The 18,382-nt window shown below is 39.3% G+C and carries 18 protein-coding genes; 4 read left to right on the top strand and 14 right to left on the bottom strand.

Annotated elements, in window-relative coordinates; genetic code table 11:
- Positions 1-4 precede the first annotated feature (4 nt).
- The 6 genes from pepF to A6755_RS20715 all read right to left on the bottom strand — a co-directional run bounded on the left by pepF (position 5) and on the right by A6755_RS20715 (position 8,040).
- Positions 5-1,822, bottom strand: coding sequence for an oligoendopeptidase F (gene pepF / locus A6755_RS20685; RefSeq protein WP_063591815.1), 1,818 nt, complete (start codon positions 1,820-1,822; stop codon positions 5-7).
- A gap of 167 nt (positions 1,823-1,989) precedes the next feature.
- Entirely contained in the window at positions 1,990-3,198 is a 1,209-nt protein-coding gene (locus A6755_RS20690) for a competence protein CoiA (RefSeq protein ID WP_063591816.1), read from the bottom strand.
- Positions 3,199-3,295: 97 nt separating this feature from the next.
- Complete coding sequence (gene cls / locus A6755_RS20695) at positions 3,296-4,804, bottom strand: cardiolipin synthase (RefSeq protein WP_063591817.1); 1,509 nt, start codon at positions 4,802-4,804, stop codon at positions 3,296-3,298.
- A gap of 90 nt (positions 4,805-4,894) precedes the next feature.
- Entirely contained in the window at positions 4,895-5,563 is a 669-nt protein-coding gene (gene mecA, locus A6755_RS20700) for an adaptor protein MecA (RefSeq protein WP_034314498.1), read from the bottom strand.
- A gap of 494 nt (positions 5,564-6,057) precedes the next feature.
- Positions 6,058-6,453, bottom strand: a complete 396-nt coding sequence (spxA, locus tag A6755_RS20705) for a transcriptional regulator SpxA (protein ID WP_034314502.1) — start codon at positions 6,451-6,453, stop codon at positions 6,058-6,060.
- A 1,005-nt stretch (positions 6,454-7,458) separates the two neighbouring features.
- On the bottom strand, positions 7,459-8,040 hold the full coding sequence (locus A6755_RS20715; protein WP_034314505.1) for a GNAT family N-acetyltransferase: 582 nt from the start codon (positions 8,038-8,040) through the stop codon (positions 7,459-7,461).
- Positions 8,041-8,136: 96 nt separating this feature from the next.
- On the opposite strand from A6755_RS20715, the gene A6755_RS20720 reads away from it, so the two are divergent.
- Positions 8,137-8,325, top strand: coding sequence for a hypothetical protein (locus tag A6755_RS20720; RefSeq protein WP_034314508.1), 189 nt, complete (start codon positions 8,137-8,139; stop codon positions 8,323-8,325).
- 51 nt (positions 8,326-8,376) lie between these two features.
- Here A6755_RS20720 and A6755_RS20725 read toward each other — a convergent pair whose 3' ends face one another.
- Positions 8,377-9,522: a putative glycoside hydrolase gene (locus A6755_RS20725; RefSeq protein ID WP_063592641.1), complete on the bottom strand. Its 1,146-nt coding sequence runs from the start codon at positions 9,520-9,522 to the stop codon at positions 8,377-8,379.
- Between the two features lie 569 nt (positions 9,523-10,091).
- Here A6755_RS20725 and trpS point away from each other — a divergent pair.
- Positions 10,092-11,078 (top strand): tryptophan--tRNA ligase, encoded by a 987-nt coding sequence (trpS, locus tag A6755_RS20730; protein WP_063591819.1) that lies wholly within the window; start codon positions 10,092-10,094, stop codon positions 11,076-11,078.
- Between the two features lie 246 nt (positions 11,079-11,324).
- Here the strand turns inward: trpS and A6755_RS20735 are convergent, their stop codons facing one another.
- The 4 genes from A6755_RS20735 to A6755_RS20750 all read right to left on the bottom strand — a co-directional run bounded on the left by A6755_RS20735 (position 11,325) and on the right by A6755_RS20750 (position 15,311).
- Positions 11,325-12,080: a YjbA family protein gene (locus A6755_RS20735; protein ID WP_034314514.1), complete on the bottom strand. Its 756-nt coding sequence runs from the start codon at positions 12,078-12,080 to the stop codon at positions 11,325-11,327.
- A gap of 114 nt (positions 12,081-12,194) precedes the next feature.
- Complete coding sequence (locus tag A6755_RS20740; protein WP_063591820.1) at positions 12,195-12,959, bottom strand: DUF2268 domain-containing putative Zn-dependent protease; 765 nt, start codon at positions 12,957-12,959, stop codon at positions 12,195-12,197.
- A gap of 127 nt (positions 12,960-13,086) precedes the next feature.
- A complete protein-coding gene (gene fabF, locus A6755_RS20745; protein WP_057275861.1) occupies positions 13,087-14,325 on the bottom strand; it encodes a beta-ketoacyl-ACP synthase II in 1,239 nt (412 codons plus the stop codon).
- A gap of 50 nt (positions 14,326-14,375) precedes the next feature.
- Positions 14,376-15,311 carry a beta-ketoacyl-ACP synthase III gene (locus A6755_RS20750; protein WP_063591821.1) on the bottom strand — a complete coding sequence of 312 codons (936 nt, stop codon included), beginning with the start codon at positions 15,309-15,311 and terminating at the stop codon, positions 14,376-14,378.
- Between the two features lie 202 nt (positions 15,312-15,513).
- Between A6755_RS20750 and A6755_RS20755 the strand changes: the two genes are divergently transcribed.
- On the top strand, positions 15,514-15,735 hold the full coding sequence (locus A6755_RS20755) for a hypothetical protein (protein WP_063591822.1): 222 nt from the start codon (positions 15,514-15,516) through the stop codon (positions 15,733-15,735).
- A 41-nt stretch (positions 15,736-15,776) separates the two neighbouring features.
- Here the strand turns inward: A6755_RS20755 and A6755_RS20760 are convergent, their stop codons facing one another.
- The 3 genes from A6755_RS20760 to A6755_RS20770 all read right to left on the bottom strand — a co-directional run bounded on the left by A6755_RS20760 (position 15,777) and on the right by A6755_RS20770 (position 17,840).
- Positions 15,777-15,959 carry a ComZ family protein gene (locus A6755_RS20760; RefSeq protein ID WP_034314525.1) on the bottom strand — a complete coding sequence of 61 codons (183 nt, stop codon included), beginning with the start codon at positions 15,957-15,959 and terminating at the stop codon, positions 15,777-15,779.
- A 222-nt stretch (positions 15,960-16,181) separates the two neighbouring features.
- On the bottom strand, positions 16,182-17,015 hold the full coding sequence (locus A6755_RS20765; protein WP_063591823.1) for a hypothetical protein: 834 nt from the start codon (positions 17,013-17,015) through the stop codon (positions 16,182-16,184).
- A gap of 102 nt (positions 17,016-17,117) precedes the next feature.
- Complete coding sequence (locus A6755_RS20770; RefSeq protein WP_063591824.1) at positions 17,118-17,840, bottom strand: alpha/beta fold hydrolase; 723 nt, start codon at positions 17,838-17,840, stop codon at positions 17,118-17,120.
- A gap of 296 nt (positions 17,841-18,136) precedes the next feature.
- Between A6755_RS20770 and A6755_RS20775 the strand changes: the two genes are divergently transcribed.
- Positions 18,137-18,328, top strand: coding sequence for a YjzD family protein (locus A6755_RS20775; protein WP_034314532.1), 192 nt, complete (start codon positions 18,137-18,139; stop codon positions 18,326-18,328).
- Positions 18,329-18,382: the final 54 nt, after the last annotated feature.

Below are 18,382 nucleotides of genomic sequence, written 5' to 3' on the forward strand. Positions count from 1 at the left end.
CATCCTATTTATTCAAAAGTTCTTCCAACTCATTTAATTTTTCTTCGAATACATTCATGGCTTCTTGTACAGGCTCGGCTTTTGTCATATCGACGCCGGCCTTTTTGAGTACTTCAATCGGATAATCGGAACTTCCTGATTTCAAGAACTCCAGATACCTTTTGACAGCAGGCTCTCCTTCTTCAAGGATTTGCTTGCTCAATGCTGTTGCTGCACTGATTCCAGTTGCATATTGATAAACATAGTAATTATAGTAGAAGTGTGGAATACGAGCCCATTCCAAACCAATTTCTTCATCTATGGTCACGTTCTCGCCAAAGTATTTCTTGTTCAGCCCATAATATTCCTTAGTAAGCATATCCGCCGTCAACGCTTCCCCATTTTGAGCTTTTAAATGAATGGTATGTTCAAACTCTGCAAACATCGTTTGTCGGAACAATGTGCCACGGAAGCCTTCCAGGTAATGGTTCAGTAAATAGATGCGTTTCTTTTCATCTTCGATCGAATTCAGTAAATAATCATTCAACAGGTTTTCATTACAAGTGGATGCAACTTCCGCTACAAATATTGAATAATTCCCGTATGGATATGGCTGATGTTTACGTGTATAGTAGCTATGGACCGAATGCCCAAACTCATGAACGAGCGTGAATAAGTTATTGACGTTATTTTGCCAGTTCATTAGAATATAAGGGTTCGTCCCGTATGTCCCCGAAGAATAGGCACCGCTTCGTTTCCCTTTGTTCTCATGCACATCGACCCAACGGTTTTCAAATCCCTCTTTCAAAACGTTCAAATAGTCCTCCCCTAGCGGAGCAAGACCTTTAAGGACATAATCTTTGGCCTCGTCATATGTCACTTCCATCTTCACTTCTTTAACAAGAGGAGTGAATAAATCATACATATGAAGTTCATCTAATTCCAGCACCTTTTTACGTAAATCAAGATAACGGTGCAGTAATGGCAAGTTGTCGTTGACCGTTTTAACGAGATTATCGTATACGGTCTCCGGAATGTTATTATTACTTAACGCCGCTTGGCGTGCTGAATCATATTTTCGAACCGTGGCATTGAAGTTGTGGTTTTTCACCTCACCTGACAGGGTTGAAGCAAATGTATTACGGAACTCCCCGTACTTGCTGTATACCCCTTTAAATGCCTCCTCACGTACACGGCGATCTTCACTCTCAAGAAATCTGATATACCTTCCGTGAGTAATTTCCACTTCATTTCCCTCTTCATCCTTGATGGTCGGGAATTTTAGATCGGCATTGTTAAGCATACCGAAAGTATTACCCGATGCATCGAGTACTTCTGATGCCTGTGCCAATAGTTCTTCCTGTTCTGCTGATAGGATATGGGGTCTCTGAAGATTAATTTCCTCTAAAGAATGTTTATATAATTTCAATTCTTCTTTTTCTTCCAAAAACCCTTCCACTTTACTTTCGTCAATACTCAATAGTTCAGGAACCATATATGAAAACGCAGCCGCTGCCTGTGCGTATAAAGCTTTTGCCCGATCCTCCATCCCTTGATAAAATGGATTGGTTGTATCTTGATCATTGCGCATGTGTGAATAAGAATAAACTTTCCCTAGCTTCTCGAAAACCTCATCTTGAAGTTGGAGGGCCGCAAATAGCTTTTCTGCGCTTTCTCCCAACGTCCCTTTATGCGCCTCCGCTTTCTTGAGGTCTTCCTTTACCGCTTTGAAGGCAGCTTCCCAATCTTCCTCGGTTGCGAAGATATCTTCCAGTCTCCACGTATCTTCAGGAGCTATTTCACTTCTTGAAGGTAATGTATTCGTTTTTGTTTCCTGTACCATAAAAATTCCTCCCCATTCTATAGAAACTTGCCATTGGGCTAACTCATTAAACCGGATTGAACACTGCAATGCTTCATTCTGTTTAATTCCCAGTTCTTATTACTATTTCTCCATTTACAAAAATAATCCTGCCATTTCATCTGAATTCAAGATAAATTGAGATGTTATCACTGATTATACTGGATATTCCCCTTTTCCATCATCAATTTATGCTTATCATAGAAATCTTTTTCCAAAATTTGAGCTTGATCACTGGTGAAGGGAAGGGGAAATTCCTTTTCAACTATAAAAACCCCTTCTTCCAGCTTTGATAGATAACCCAATTGCTCCAAAAGCATGATATATTGATCTATAGGGTACTCGATGGCTTTTTCATGAAGCAATGGCAACGGTCTGAACTTTATTTCCCCTTTTTTTGAACGCTTTCTAAAAATGCGGATAATATCAGCCATATAAATCTTTTCCCCTGTTCTTTTCTCTTGAAACGCATCCATGTATAACCATGCCTGCCATTCGATTGAGGCAGTTTCGATCAACAGCATCCCTCTGACGGGAACACCCACTTCAATTGGAAGTGTCGCAGGTGAAATATGATGTAAATATAGGGCTTCGAAAAAAGGATCGCATCTGCGTGCTGTTTTCACTCGATGTAGCGACCAGCCATTTCGTTTATATCTCCATACAGGCAAAAAGGGGAAACGAAAGCAGTTTTGGGGCAATGCCCGACTAGGGGGAAGGAGCTTTAGAGAAGCTGTTGTCAATTCGGCAAAGACGGTTCTAGGGGTAAAAGGAGTGAGGTTCTTCAATACTGATAAATGATCAGTTTCCGGGCAATACATCCAAAGAAACGGATGATGGAAGCTGCCGGTGACGAAGAGCCATTGGAAGCGGGATATACTGAATTCATAAAAGCTTTTCCTTTTTAAGCTTTTTGCAGCGAGGATCCAGATTGGTTTAATGCCTATGCTTTGATAGGCTCTTGACCTTTCCATGAATTCCACCTCGGGGATAACTGAGCATTGAAATTCTATCGCATAACGATTACCTCCTATCCTCACTAAAATATCAGTCCTTTTCTTAATTTCGGGAAGGTAGGCTTCTAGATCCACTTGATAACCATGTGATAAAAACCACTGAAACAGTTTTCTTTTTCCCATTAAATGATAGGCGGATTCCGGTTCTGAAGAAGCACGGCATGAAGAACTATTTTTATGGGCGAAATGCGGACCCCTTACACTGCCCGCTTTGATGGTCAATTCCATCTTGCAGCATGGACAGTAATAATCTGCTGACTTTCTCCAGTCATCAATCATGTTTGCCGGTATCTTTTCAGGGAGGGTAATCCAAGTCCCATCTTTATTTATCGCAGTTAGCATACATCTCCTCCTCACCCACTACATTCGCCTGGTTTGCTTAGGATTCCTTTTAATGTGAAAAAAAAAATGCCTGATCGGCATAAAAGAGAGTTACTATCTAAAGAAGGGGTGAAAGCAATCGGCATGTGGACTCCAATAATTTCAAACCGAAATTCCGTTTGGAAAACTCATCAATCTCCACTTCCTTGGATACCTTTATATCTTCCATGTAATCATTCACCAGCTGCTGAGCACTTTCCGTCCGGTAAAGAAATGCATTGACTTCGAAATTCAGGTGAAAGCTTCTCATATCGATATTGGTTGTCCCAATTGATGCCATTTGGTCATCCACTATGATGATTTTACTATGCATAAAGCCTTCATTATATTGAAATATACGAACTCCAGAAGCAAGCAATTCGGGAAAATAAGTTCTCGAAGCATGAAATACGATACGTTTATCGGGGTTCTTCGGGACGAGAAGCCTGACATCCAAACCACTTAAAGCAGCCACCTTCAATGCTTGTAAGATATTGTCATCAGGAACGAAATACGGGGAGGCAATCCAGACGGACTTTTCTGCTGAAGTGATCATCTTAAAAAAAATACTTTTAATGATCGTCCATTCACTATCCGGCCCTCCGCCAATCAATTGAACTCCGCCATATCCGTGATGGTTCGGCATTCCGGGCATGAGGTATTCATCGCTTAAAAAACTATTGTTGGTGCTATAATACCAATCCTGCAGAAATATGAGCTGTAACGTCCTGACCGCTTCCCCCTTTATGATGAGATGCGTATCCCGCCAAGAACCGAATTTCTGGTCTTGTCCCAAATATTCATCCCCTATATTGAGGCCGCCGATGAAACCGACAGAGCCATCTATTACAATTATTTTACGATGGTTGCGAAAGTTGAATTTATTATTTAATAAAGGGAGATGCAACGGACCAAAGGCCACCATTTCGGCTCCCGCATTCTTCAGTTCATCGATATAAGATCGAGCTAACTTCCAGGAACCAACCGCATCATAGAGAAAACGGACCTTTACCCCTTCTTTTACTTTTTGTATCAAGATGTCTTTTAGCAGTCCGCCAATGCGGTCATCCCTAACAATATAATATTCTAAATGAATATGATGTCTTGCTTTTTTTAATTCTTCGATGATATTGGAAAATGTCTCCTCACCATTCCGTAAAACCCTGGTTTCGGTCGTAAATGATACAGGGCTATTCCCCAGCCTATTTGCAAGAGTGATTAACTGCTGAGGGTGCTCGCCCATTTCCTTAATTCGTTCATTATATCCCGCTTCGCCGTTTATTTTCACGAAAGTCTGTTTATCCAAAAAGTACTTCTTGCGAAATATCCTATCTTTCCGAAAATTACGGCCAAACAAAAAGTAAAAAATGAAACCGATGAATGGGAAAGCGCAAAAAATAACAAGCCATGTTATGGTCTGGATGGGATCTCGATTTTCGAGGAAAATGTTGAATCCAATTATCACCAGGAAAATGGTCAAAATAAGGCTAGAATAAAAAATCAGCCCGCCATCAACGCCATTTAATAGAAAATGCCAAGTGCTGACCAACATGAGAATAAGCAGACCGATGCCAACTATATTCTTCACCTAGACTCCCTCCAATTAACAAACACAGGAACACTAAAAAACCCCCCTTAGACGAAAAGGCCGATTTCTACTGAAATCGGCCTCAACAGTCTATGCGAAATATTTATCGACCGTTGTGAATACATCATTTTCGATAACTATCTTTCCGTACTCTTCAAGCATGTGCACCGTTATAGGCGACTCCTGGCTATATTCCAATAAAAGACTTAGAACATTATCGATTTCTTCCTCATCAATCTCCGCTTCGGAAAATTCGATATAAAGATAATATTTATTCTGATAAACATAAAGTTTAGTCGTCCAATCATCCAAGCCATGACGTTTGCTTAATGAAATGACATCTTCGAAATCCTCGAAAGTCGTGATGAATTCAATCATGCCATCTTCGAATGTCATACCGCTTTCTTCATCTTTACCATGAAAATGTTGATCAAGAAGCGTATCCATCTTGTCTGATACATTCAAATCCCTTAACTTATCATCTGAAAGAGGCAGCTCGAGTTTCTGACCATCTTTGGCAAGCTGGGCTTTTGTGACCAAAACTTCCAAGCCTTTTTCAAGGGCTTGAACTTGAATCCATAAAGGTCCTTCAATCATGAATTCTTCTTCCTGATGCACTTCATCCATCATTTCCCAAAAAAGTTCCTCACTTCGCTCGCGGCTGTACCAAATTTCTTCGCGATCAAAGCCTCTTTCCTCAATATCTATATAGGAAATATAAAATTTTACTGTATCGTCATTAATGCGTTCGATTTCCATGATTCCCCTCTCCCTTCCTTTCTCATTTTGAAGGGATAATAACCCCCAAGCGAAAATTGCTCTTAAAAGCTCTTTACCCGTAAGTGAATACTGTAAATCATGATAGTCATTAAAACAGACTATTTTACATCATTTTATGACAAAACCTTGAAGAAGGGAAATAAAAAACATTACTTATCTAAAAAACAATTGTTTGCCTAATATTCCATTCATTCTATAAAAAAATACATCCGCATGCAACTATCATAATGCTTTATTAAATTTCACTCTTACTGCCGTCAATGTCATATTATATACATGGCATGATGAGCTGCATTCTTATTTTTTCTTTAAATGATGACCGGTTCAAGGGACCTGTTGCAGCTAAGAAACGACCGCTGTCGCCTATCATTCCTGTTATGTTCCCCGTCATTAAGTTAAAAAAATCAGCGGAAAATCGGATATGTATAAAGAAAAAGCCCTGCACATTTCCTGGCAGAGCTTGAAAGACCTTATTAGTTGACCATACGTTGTGCTTCCCGTAATTGGAAGGTACGAACTTTACGTGGTAAAAATCGTCTTATCTCATCTTCATTATAACCAACTTGAAGCCGTTTCTCGTCAAGGATAATTGGACGTCTCAACAGTCCAGGATTCTCCTTGATCAATTTATATAATTCTTGAAGAGGCAGGCTCTCTAAATTTACGTTTAACTTTTGGAAAGTTTTTGACCGTGTTGAAATGATTTCATCGGTTCCATCTTCTGTCATTCGAAGAATTTCTTTAATCTCATCAATCGTTAACGGTTCTGAAAAAATGTTTCTTTCTTTATATCCAATCTCATGTTCCTCTAACCATGCTTTTGCTTTTCTGCATGAAGTACAACTAGGTGATGTATATAATGTTACCATGCTTACTCACACTCCCTAAATATAGAATCGGTGATCTATGAGGGGAAATCTACTATTAGTATTCATAAGTACCACTCTAATTTGAAATAATTTTAAATAAGTATTTCATGTTCCTTATTATACACTAATTTTTTTAAAATGAATACCCTTTTTGATATTTGAAAAAATCCTTTAAAACTTCCTGTTCAAGCTGTACTATAGCTATTTCATTTTTTTATGTAATACATTAAGACCACATTTTCTAATTGAAAAAACATACCTGCCATTCTCATTTAACTCTCAATTCGGCCCACATGATTATTTAATTATCTCGTTATTTTATTTACCCCCAATCCTTGTCAATAAACAAGATCATGTTAATATATTTTCTTTAATAAAAAGCAAATTCCTCCTTTTACAAGAAAAACCATTCTTTTAGCACATATATTTCCAAAAGTGAAAAAGGTAATTCGAAAGAGTCCGCAATAAGGGAGTAATCTACCATCCAAGAAGTTATGGATATTCATTTCCCTGCAGAATATGCCAATAAAATACAGTTAGTCTTCAGTCTAAAAAACGATCCAGTTGATTCCAGAAATCCGCTCCCTTTCCGCCGACTGTCTGCCAAGCCTCCTCGACGCTAGCGTCTGCGGGGTCTTTACTAGCCAGCATCTCGGCAGGAGTGTCGCATATTTCTTCCATCCTTTAAGGATTACAGTAAAAACATCAAGGATCACCTAGTCTTAAATTTGATTCGGGTGAGTCTTGCCTACAGTTTTTTCTTAAAATTTCGTTCCAGTTGATTCCAGATACCCGCTCCCTTTCCGCCGACTGTCTGCCATGCCTCCTCTACGCAAGCGTCTGCAGGGTCTCGACTAGCCAGCATCTCGGCAGGTGTGTCGCAAATTCTCAATATATTGGAGGTTACATCCAATATGACTTTATTGAATATTAACCAAATTATCCTTTTAAAAAACATGATCTCGACAAACTAAAAAGGGCCGGTTAACAACCGGCCCTTTTTACTCAAACTTCCATCTCTTTAAAAATATCGGCTTCCTGACCTGCATTCAAGCTAAGTACATCATCTACATCTTGATAAGATTTCCCATAAAGATCATCATCTTTGTAAGTATGGATTTCAGAATAAATCTCTTTCATGAAATCAAATACATCTTCTTCATCAATAGATGGATTTGCCGGCCAATACAAGATTTCCATAGGCGTATTCTCCTTGGTGGCAAGCGATTTTCTGCTGTAGGAAATCGAAGAGGCGTGCTTGAATCCTTCCCTTTTATAAAATTTCAGCCTTTTAAATGTATCATCATCATTTTCTTGTACTGGTTCTACTTCCAGCAAGATCGTTTTCTGCTTTTTTTGCAATTTTTGAATTAATTTCCTACCAAGTCCCTGCCCCCTTGATTTCTTTGATACGAAAAGGTAATCAACGAATATAAACTCGTCCCCTTCCACATATAATAAAACATGGTCGGGACCTTCATCTTTTTTATATATTTCCTGCTTATCTTCTAAAAGAACTTCTATGTGTTCTTTTGACTTCATTTCTTCAATAGGGAAATACTGGTTTAGCTTTTCATACCAATTCATAATTTAATCTCCTCATTTGCTAGTTTATACTTTCCAGATTTTTTCTTATCCACTACAATGGAACTTGAATAGCTTGAAAATATTAGGAGGGTTTTGATGATCAGCTACTTTTTGGACTTTTTTTTAGTCGCCGCTTGCGTTATTGGCATTACGGCTGTGAATGGCGTTGTGACGAATGGCATCGGCGAAAAATGGTTTGGCGGGAAACGTCACTCTCATATTTTCGATCAATCGAAACGAATTCAGTCAGGGTGGAGTCAAGTTGGCGGGAATAAAAAGCGGTAATTCAGAGAGAATTTGGATGACCGGAAGGAACTTCCTAGGTCATCCTTTTTTTCATGGGGTATAGTCTACTCCCTTTGTATATCGATTTGCTGCATTCCACAATAAGTATTCATCAATACCATTATCATTCAATGCTTTTATTTGGGCTTCCACTTCTTCCTTACCATACCTTTGGTAATTACCATCACCTAAATATGAGGCAGTAAAATCTTGCAGCCAAGGCCTTGAAGTAGGTGGTGTTTTTAATTCCTTCAGCTTCCCGTTCTCCAATTTCGCATATTCCTTAACGAGATTATAAGGCTCCAAATCAGGCTTTTCGATACCAAAATAAGATGTCCAGTGGCTCGGATAGATCATCGAGGAAATTACATCAACATTCTCAGAGATTTTTGTGAAGTTTTGCCCAATTCCGGGAGCTTCAGGCAATGTAGCAGCATATCCAAAAATATCCACCGAAACTTCGACATCGTATGGCTCCAGTTGCTTCCTCGCATAACTTACGAAATCCGTAACTGCCTGAACCCTTTTGGCTGTATGACTCATTTTCGCTTCATCATATTCACCGACATCATATTTCAAATCATCTTCTTTATTTTCGAATCCTTCGGGAAAACGGACATAGTCAAATTGAATTTCTTTAAAACCCATCTTTGCCGCTTCAATGGCAATACCGACATTATAATCCCACACCTCTTTTAAGAATGGGTTAACGAAGGCTTCCCCTCGACCATTCTTCCATACCTTTTCACCATCTAAAAAAGACAACTCAGGTTTCTCTTTGGCCAAAAGGGAGTCTTTAAAGACGACAACCCTTGCAATCGGATAAATCTGTTTATCCTCAAATTTTTTCAGCATTGCCTTTGGGTTTTTTATGTAGTCTTTACCAATCCCAGCATATGGAGAGTCGGGATCTTCCGTTTTATACGTTACGTTCCCCTTGTCATCCTTAATGTCAATGACCATCGCATTCAAATCGGTTTCATCTACATATTTGATAAGTTCATTCAGTTTATTGCCACCCGCAGCAGGCCCTGTCACATATATTCCGCGTACAGCATCCGGATAGTCGAATTTCAACCCCGAATCAAAAACAAAACGCGGTACGCTCGCAGGCAATTCTTTATTTTCTAATGCTACCTGCCTGGTTTCGTTCATGCCTTGCGCATGAACTGGCGGTTGAATCAGGAATATGCACATACCTGTCATCAACCATTTACACATTGGTTTCATTTTCTCCACCCCATTCGCCATCAGTCATCAATATTCAACAAATATAATAAACCCCTTTCTTTAATACCACAAACAATTAACTTTACTCCTATATATGATAAATAATTAAAAAAACTGCTTTACAAATTTTCAGCTTAAGAATACGTTCACAATCCTGTATTCCCTTGTGAGTATCCTTCCCTAAAATGGTCTGCTCATTGTGATATATGTTAAACGGTTTGATTTTCCTTGAAGCCTTCATTTCTTCCATGTCAAAAAAAAGAAACGGAAAATCCTTTCTATTGGCTTGATTTCCGTTTCGATTATACATTTAATATGAATAAATGCTAAAATACAGTATAGTGGACATTTCGTATTCTCAAAATGGCATCGATACAGGACAAAACGGCCCTCCACAAGATTCAAATGAGCGTTTCCCCACAAAGGAACATGCACATTTCTTTCAAAGAATGTGGATTCATTTTCTATTTATCCTTACAATAATGAAGAACGAATATCCATTTATCAATAAACGTATTTAGAGGAGTGACTAGCAGTTGAAAAGGATTTTCTCCGGCATTCAGCCATCCGGTTCCGTTACTTTAGGAAATTACATTGGAGCCATGAAACAATTCGTTAACTTACAAAATGAATATGAATGTTTCTTTTGTATTGTTGACCAACATGCAATTACAGTTCCACAAGACCGCATCAAGTTAAGGAAAAACATTAAAACATTGGCTGCTTTATATCTGGCCATTGGCCTGGATCCTGAAAAGAATACCATCTTCATTCAATCAGAAGTACCAGCGCATGCACAGGCAGGCTGGATTTTACAGAGTATATCCTATATCGGGGAACTTGAGAGAATGACACAATTCAAGGACAAATCCGCTGGCAAAGAAGGGGTATCCGCAGCACTGCTCACTTACCCGCCGTTGATGGCTGCCGATATTCTCCTTTATAGTACAGATGTGGTCCCTGTCGGGGAAGATCAAAGACAGCATCTAGAATTGACACGCGATTTGGCTGAACGATTCAATAAAAAGCATAATGACATATTTAAAATCCCGGAAATCAGCCTCCCTACAGAAGGGGCCCGTATCATGTCCCTTCAGGAACCAAACAAGAAAATGAGCAAATCCGATCCTAATAAAAAGGCGACGATTGCCTTATTGGATGATCCGAAACAAATCGAAAAAAACATCAAGAGCGCAGTTACCGATTCGGAAGGAATTGTCCGTTACGATAAGGAAAACAAAGCAGGTGTTTCCAACCTGATGTCCATATACTCCATTTTCAGTGGAAAATCCTATTCAGAAATTGAAGAGATGTATGAGGGCAAAGGCTATGGTGACTTTAAAAGTGATTTGGCTGAGGTGGTTCTTGGAGAAATCCTACCAATCCAAGAACGCTATAATGCATTGATCGATTCACCTGAATTGGATGAAATTCTGGACCGCGGTGCAGAAAAGGCGAATATTGAAGCCAATAAAATGATCAGAAAAATGTATAATGGCATGGGACTTGGCAGAAAGAGATAAAGGAAGACAATCCTTATCGTCTCAGTGTGTAAACAAAAAGGTTTCGGAATGGTATCATTCCGAAACCTTTTGTTTGTTTGGAGAAATTAACTTCTCTTGATTCTTTCTCACATTTTCACCAAATATGTCACTCCTCCGCGGGCTCAGGCAAATTTTCAATTGTACATAAAAAACTGTAGACAGATTCGATTTTCATCAAGTCTGTCTACAGTCTGAGACTTATCCTCAACGGATCGTCTTTTTTGTTCATAAAATCGATGGGCTATCGCCAGCCTCCACTTGCCAAAGCTTTTCAAAAAAAGGCTGCCCCTTCACAAGGTTTTCACAAAGTTGAAGGTGCTTCTCTGACCAGCCTTCCTTCATTTCTTCATATAACTCAAGCCAAGCTATCTGAAAATCCATTTCTTGAATGCTTTCATATTTCTCAGGGGCCCATTCTGTGTACCAATAACGGATTTCAGCAGTGTTTTTCGCCGTGAATAATTGGTCCATGGCCATGAATAGCAATTGCTTAAGCTGTCTTTCTTTTCTTGTCAAACCGTTCATGAATAAGGGAGACGGCGACAAAATATGATATTCTTTCTCAGATGTAGGTTTTTCAGTAAAGGTGTAATCCATCTCATCATGGTTTTCTATCATGTCATAAACAATTTGTTCCTGCCGGGGAATTATTCTGCTTTTCCTAATCGGAATATGATAACCTATCGTATCAACAGCTAAAATTCCATTTCCGTCAGTCACGATAAAACAATAGTCAAGCTGAATTCGCTCATGATTTTTCCTTGCATATGCTTTTTGATAAACATCATTCAGCAATGGCTTAGGTAATTCTGACAAGTCGTTTTCTATGTAGTGGAACAATGTTGATGACACTTTCAACAAAGGAACTTGATCTAGTAGTTCGATCCCGTCATCTTTCCTCCATTCATGAAAATGACAAATATTATAGCCGTTTTCTTCTCCTTCAAACCAGTTAACCCATACATCATGAAGATATAGCATCATTCATCCCTCACTTAAACAAATTTCTGTTTGTCAATCAGTATAGGCAGGAACCATACAATTTATTCCTATTCTAGAAAACAGATTAAGAAAAAAAGAACGTATATAATAGCTCTATTTTGATAAGAATTCTTCAGATTGAATAATGAATGATCTTTTCACGGAGAGTTTTTCAAAATTTTTCACCAGGTAATAGCCACTACAGTATCCAAGCATATATGGATATCCTTTCGTCCCAAGCAGAAGTACATCATGAAGAGGATCTGTACGTTTTATCGTGTGCTTTTCCTCTAAATGCTTTCTCCAATATTCTCGTAGTTTATCTTCCTGATATAACTTAGTCCAATTCGCTAAATATTTTGTTCCTAAATATTTTCCCACCGTTCTTTCCGCCAGTCCTTCCATGATCATCGTATCAAGGAGAGTGAATTCTTTTTGGTCCTTTTTCAAATGATGCAGACGGCAAACATGATGGTATTCATGAATCAACAGGGCCTCCATTTCCTTTTCGGCTATCCCCTTTCCGTAAAAAAGGAATAGTTTATCTTTAAAGGCCAACCCTGACTTCGTTTCAACTTTTTTATTCCATATCCCTGTAGACATGAGCGGGAAAATATATATGGGAACATCTGGCCCTCCCCATAGCTTCCTATAAGCTGTAAACAAGCTTTGTGTTTTTTCCCATACATCGTTTTCCTGTAAGTCTTCCCATGTGAGTTTTGTTTTTTGATTCGGCGAATACATGCCATGCTTCAATAAATGATGATAAATCATTTCAGCATCAAGGGTATCGTTGAAAGTGCTTTTAAGTCTTTCCATCATCTGGATCGGCCGGTTGAAATCCTTCCTCATCCATTCATTGGTTGAAATGACTCCCATTTCCCCATACACCTCCGCTTCTATTGACTATCGTATGATTTAATGAAGGCGGATGACACAATATATCCCTTTTCACTTCAACCTAAAAAAGAGCAGATCCCAAAATGATCTGCTCTTCATTCAAAACTTATTGATATTTCTTGAAAAGAATCGTTGCGTTATGTCCACCGAATCCAAGTGAATTGCTGATGGCTGCATTAATTTCGCCCTTCCTTGCTTGATTCGGGACATAGTCCAAATCACACTCAGGGTCTGGTGTTTCAATATTGATGGTTGGAGGCAAAATGCTGTCCCTGATTGCCTGAATCGTGAATATTGCTTCCACACCGCCTGCTGCCCCTAACATGTGTCCTGTCATTGATTTAGTAGAACTTATCGCAAGTTTATTAGCATGGTCGCCAAAGACTTCTTTGACTGCCATCGTTTCGTATTTGTCATTGTATGGCGTACTCGTTCCATGGGCATTCACATATTGGATGTCTTCCGGATTCAAACCTGCATCCTCAATTGCAATTTTCATGGCTCTTGCACCGCCTTCTCCACCTGGTGCCGGAGCGGTAATATGGAAGGCATCTCCAGTTGAGCCATAACCAGCTATTTCAGCATAAATATTGGCTCCTCTATTCAATGCATGTTCAAGGTCTTCCAGAACGATGATTCCAGCTCCTTCACCTATTACGAAACCATCACGGTTAAGATCGAAAGGACGGCTAGCGGTTTGTGGATCAGGATTTGTCGATAAAGCCGTATTTGCACAGAAGCCTGCAACCGACATTTTTGTGATTGGCGCTTCGGCCCCGCCTGTAATCATGACATCGGCATCACCCCGTTGAATGGCTTTAAACGCATCACCAATTGAATTTGTTCCTGTTGCACAGGCTGTTACCGTACATGAATTGATTCCTTTTGCACCCAGTAAGATAGAAACCTGGCCGGCTGCCATGTCCGGTATCATCATTGGAACGAAAAATGGGCTAACCCGTTTATATCCCCTGTTTAAAAAGTTTTCATGCTGTGTTTCAAGTGTCTCCAGCCCGCCGATACCCGAACCGATCCAGACCCCGACACGTGCAGCATTTTCATCGGTTATTTCCAGCTTGCTATCATTATATGCCATAACGGAAGCTGCAATTGCATAATGCGTAAAACGGTCCATTTTGCGAGCTTCTTTACGATTTATATATGTTTCTATATCAAAGTCCTTGATTTCAGCAGCCACTTTAACGGGATATTCTTCAGCATTCAAACGAGTTAAAGGCCCTATTCCCGATTTCCCCTCGATTATATTCTTCCATCCAGTTTCTGCATCATTACCAACTGGAGAGATTGCTCCAATACCTGTTACAACTACACGACGATTAGTCATTGAAAATGGCTCCTTCCTATTTTTAAAGCTCTTACGATTTGTTTCTTCTTTTATTTACCCCACCTAAGAGCGATCGCTCCCCATGTAAGGCCACCACCAAAACCGACCATGACGATTAAGTCATTGTCCTTTAATCTTCCTGCTTCCATTTCTTCCACAAGGGCCATTGGAATGGACGCTGATGAAGTATTTCCATATTTATGCACCGTTTTTGTCATTTTTTCAAGCGGGAGACCCAGGCGTTCCCTTGAGGCTTCCATTATGCGTATGTTTGCTTGATGCGGAACAAGCAGATCCACATCTTCCTTTGTCAAACCAGCTTTGTCCAATACGCCCAGGCTGGATTCCCCCATCTGACGGACAGCAAATTTAAATACTTCACGTCCATTCATATGAATGAAATCTCCTTCCTGTAATAAGTGCTTCCCGCCGGTTCCATCTGCGCCTAATTCAAAGGAAAGGACCCCTTTGCCATCAGATACAGGTCCAAGTACAGCTGCACCCGCTCCGTCACCAAAAAGGACAGCAGTATTACGGTCTTCCCAATTGGTTACTTTCGAAAGTTTTTCAACACCGACAATCAACACATGCTTATATGCACCTGTCTTAATAAATTGCTGTGCCGTGATCATTGCATACATAAATCCGGCACATGCCGCACTTACATCCATTGCAGCTGCCTTCATCGCTCCCAATTTCTCTTGAATCATGCAAGCGACAGAAGGAAACGACTGATCAGGTGTAACGGTAGCCACAAGAATCATATCTATCTCTTCAGCCGAAATTTCCGCATTTTTCAATGCAGCCTTTGCGGCTTCATAAGCCATATCTGATGTATCAATATCATCATTTGCAATTCTTCTTTCCTCGATACCCGTCCTGGTCCGGATCCACTCGTCAGAAGTGTCCATAATTTTTTCTAAATCCGCATTTGTAACGATTTTGTCGGGTAAGTAGCGGCCAAGCCCTAGTATTCCAGCATTCATCTTGCCATCCCCTTATATTTTAATGAGTTATTATAATCATCTATTATTACCTGGTACTAATTTTATATAAAAAAAGACTTCCTTGCAAGAGTTAACAATTTGAAAGGCTAAAGAAATCTCTTTCGGAAGTCGGTCAACCGCCTATGCCAGGGGAAATTCAGGGACATACATTATAAATAAAAGGAGTAAAGGAGGACTCATTGTGGACATTTTCAATCGCAACCGCGAAAGAAACCCGGATGATCATTTTTCGAATTTGATGTTTGGCAGGAAACCCGAACCGGAGCAAGAGGAATCGAAGGTTGATTACTTGCAATTGTTGGCGAGCGTTGAAACATTGATGGGCTTGTACAGTCAATACAAACCGGCCATTGATAAAATCAATCTGGATCCATTGATTGCCAAGTTCTTGAAAAAAGAATAAAAAAATTAAGGCTGCCCTTTATCGGGACAGCCTGCCTTTAATTAACGCTGAGCATCTTGTTTGCCAAGCTCATAAGCTTCTTGCATTACGCTTTTAAAGAGCTCCATGAATGGCTCTGCCATCTCCATTGAAAATGGAATCCCGCTTGCCTCAAGCTTCGCTTTAGCCTCTGGGAAGTATTTCATGGCGATTCCCATAAATTCAAGAGTTTTATCTGAACTCATTCGCGTTTCCCCCCAATCTTTTGAATATTCATCAATTGATTTGTGATGCCCAAATAAAGCTCAATAATATCATAATTCCACAGAACCCTTTCGTAAAGGGCGCACATATAAAATCATGGATATCTTTTGATGTTCTTCCTACCCTTGTACATTATAGTACAAGACATATAGATTAGAGGCAAATATACCGTTTTGTTCTTCTCAAATAACGAAAATATTTTTTTAATCACGCTTTCTCCACTTTTTAAGTAAGTTTAATCGTTTATTATGTTTTTTTTGTAATGCAATGCCTTCTTCCGGTTCCATTTTGCATTGCACTTCAAATATTGTTCCTTTATTGATTTTAGTTGTTGATTGTTGGGGAGTGAATGAATCCATGCTTTCACCAAATATTAGCTTGGCACATTCATTCCAATGATCATCAATAGAGCTGCACAATTGGATGTCCCTATCAGAACCTGAGGTTAGCACCGCTTCCAAGGCATTAACAAAATCAGTGATATAGAGAGCATCAAAGGTATATTCGGCAGCAATTGCCGCTTTGATATCAGACTGCCCAAGCTGATTGATTCCAGCTTCAAAGCTCATGCCTTCCGATTGCCAAGGTCCATAAATCGTCGGTAAAAATATGATTTTTGCGGAATCGATTTCACGAATCGAGCTTAATATGGAATGGAAAATACTGACATCTTTTTCAATGGGCATGAAAAGAACGAAATTGGGCGTTTCATTCTTGCCATTTTTGAATTTCTCAATGAAGGAAACGATTTCGCCTATCAGAAAATCGATTTTCCCCATTTTGCCGCTTTGAATATCGTAGCAAGAGATGAACACCGTGTCCTCCTGTGAAATATCCAATAATTTAAGTTTATTTATCGGAAAGTATATAAAATTTGAATTCCTTCCTATTTCAAGTTCTTTTTCTTCCATAATATATTGATTTGCTTCGGAATCATCCCAATCGATTCCAATTACTTCTTTCCCTTGGTTCAAAAAATATTGAGTCACATAGAATCCCACAAATCGATAAGTGCCAATGACAATGTTTGTTTGCATAAATACAGCCTCCTCGTATGCCATCAAGCCCACTTCACCCGGCACGTCTAGTTTTTTTAGATGCTGTATCGTATGCAAACTATTGTAAAAATATATCTCTTCTCATAAAATCTCTTCATTCTCATTGAAAAACTTTTGTATTTGATAGGGGATTTTATAACGTTTTTCGGGCAATATATACGTCAGCTGCAGTTCTGCTTTTCTTGCCAGCTGGATTTGCCGATAAAGGGAGGCTTGCTCTTTCCGTAAGCTTCCAAAAACCTGAATCACTTTCATGGGGATATTCTCTGCGATTACTGAATCTTCAGTGTCCAGGATATGCTTCTCACATTCTGCAGGTTCAAGCTCATATGCAGCAGCAACCTCGGACAGCCACTTTTTATAGAAGAACTTATTTTCCTTTTCTTTCTCCAATTGTGCTTTCAAGGAAAAAACCGGATCAATCAATACGACAGACCGAATTTTATTTCCAAGTTCATTCATTAACTTTAGGGCAAGAAGTGCGCCTGTCCCCTCTGCCAATATATGAACCCTTTGATTGACTATTTCTTTTTTCATGAAAAGAATATATAGGTTAAGGGAAAGGTCCAGTGCTTTAGGACTGCCCCAGTTGGCTCCGTGAAAATTGGATGAAAACAGCGTGTATCCGTATTCCTTTAAATATTCCAATATCTGCAGCCTCCCAGGATGCTGCAGCCAAAAGCTGCTGTCTTTTTCGACAAAATGACTACGGTCTCCAATTACCATTACGGAAAAACCACTGGGCCGCTCTGGATAATAGATGATATTCCACTGGTCATCAATTTGAAAAGTTCGTTGTTCCATCGTTCTAACTCCTTTAAGGAATATTACTACTACTATATTAATTTATGACGAAAAATAGAAAGGGTCAGTGGAAACGCCTAACTTCTTATCTTAAATTAACCAAGCAGGGACGATTTTTGCTTTTATTTTCCCCTATAATTTCCTTTTTGAAGTTTTGAACCAACTTGTATGCCAAAAAAAATTCTCTTATGATGTAATGTATTGAATAATTTAAAGGTTATTATTAAAAACACGTTTTAACTGTATATTAATTATGGTAAGATAAAAATGAATGTAGTGGAATGAGGTGAAATTCGATGCGTTATGCTTGGACAATTTTTTGGACATTCTTATTAGTGCATATGACTGTATATGTTGTTTCTTCCATGATCGGAGTTTCATACGATGCTGCGCAGGGAACTATTTTAGGATTGGCTGCTGCTATCCTTATTCTTATCATCCCTGCTATCTTGCCTGCTGGGCCAGCTAAAGACTCCCATCAACATTAAGAAGCAAAAGAGGACATCCTTTTTAGGATGTCCTTTTTGTTATACCATACTTTG

The sequence above is a fragment of the Peribacillus frigoritolerans genome, from assembly GCF_001636405.1.
Taxonomy (GTDB): domain Bacteria; phylum Bacillota; class Bacilli; order Bacillales; family DSM-1321; genus Peribacillus; species Peribacillus frigoritolerans.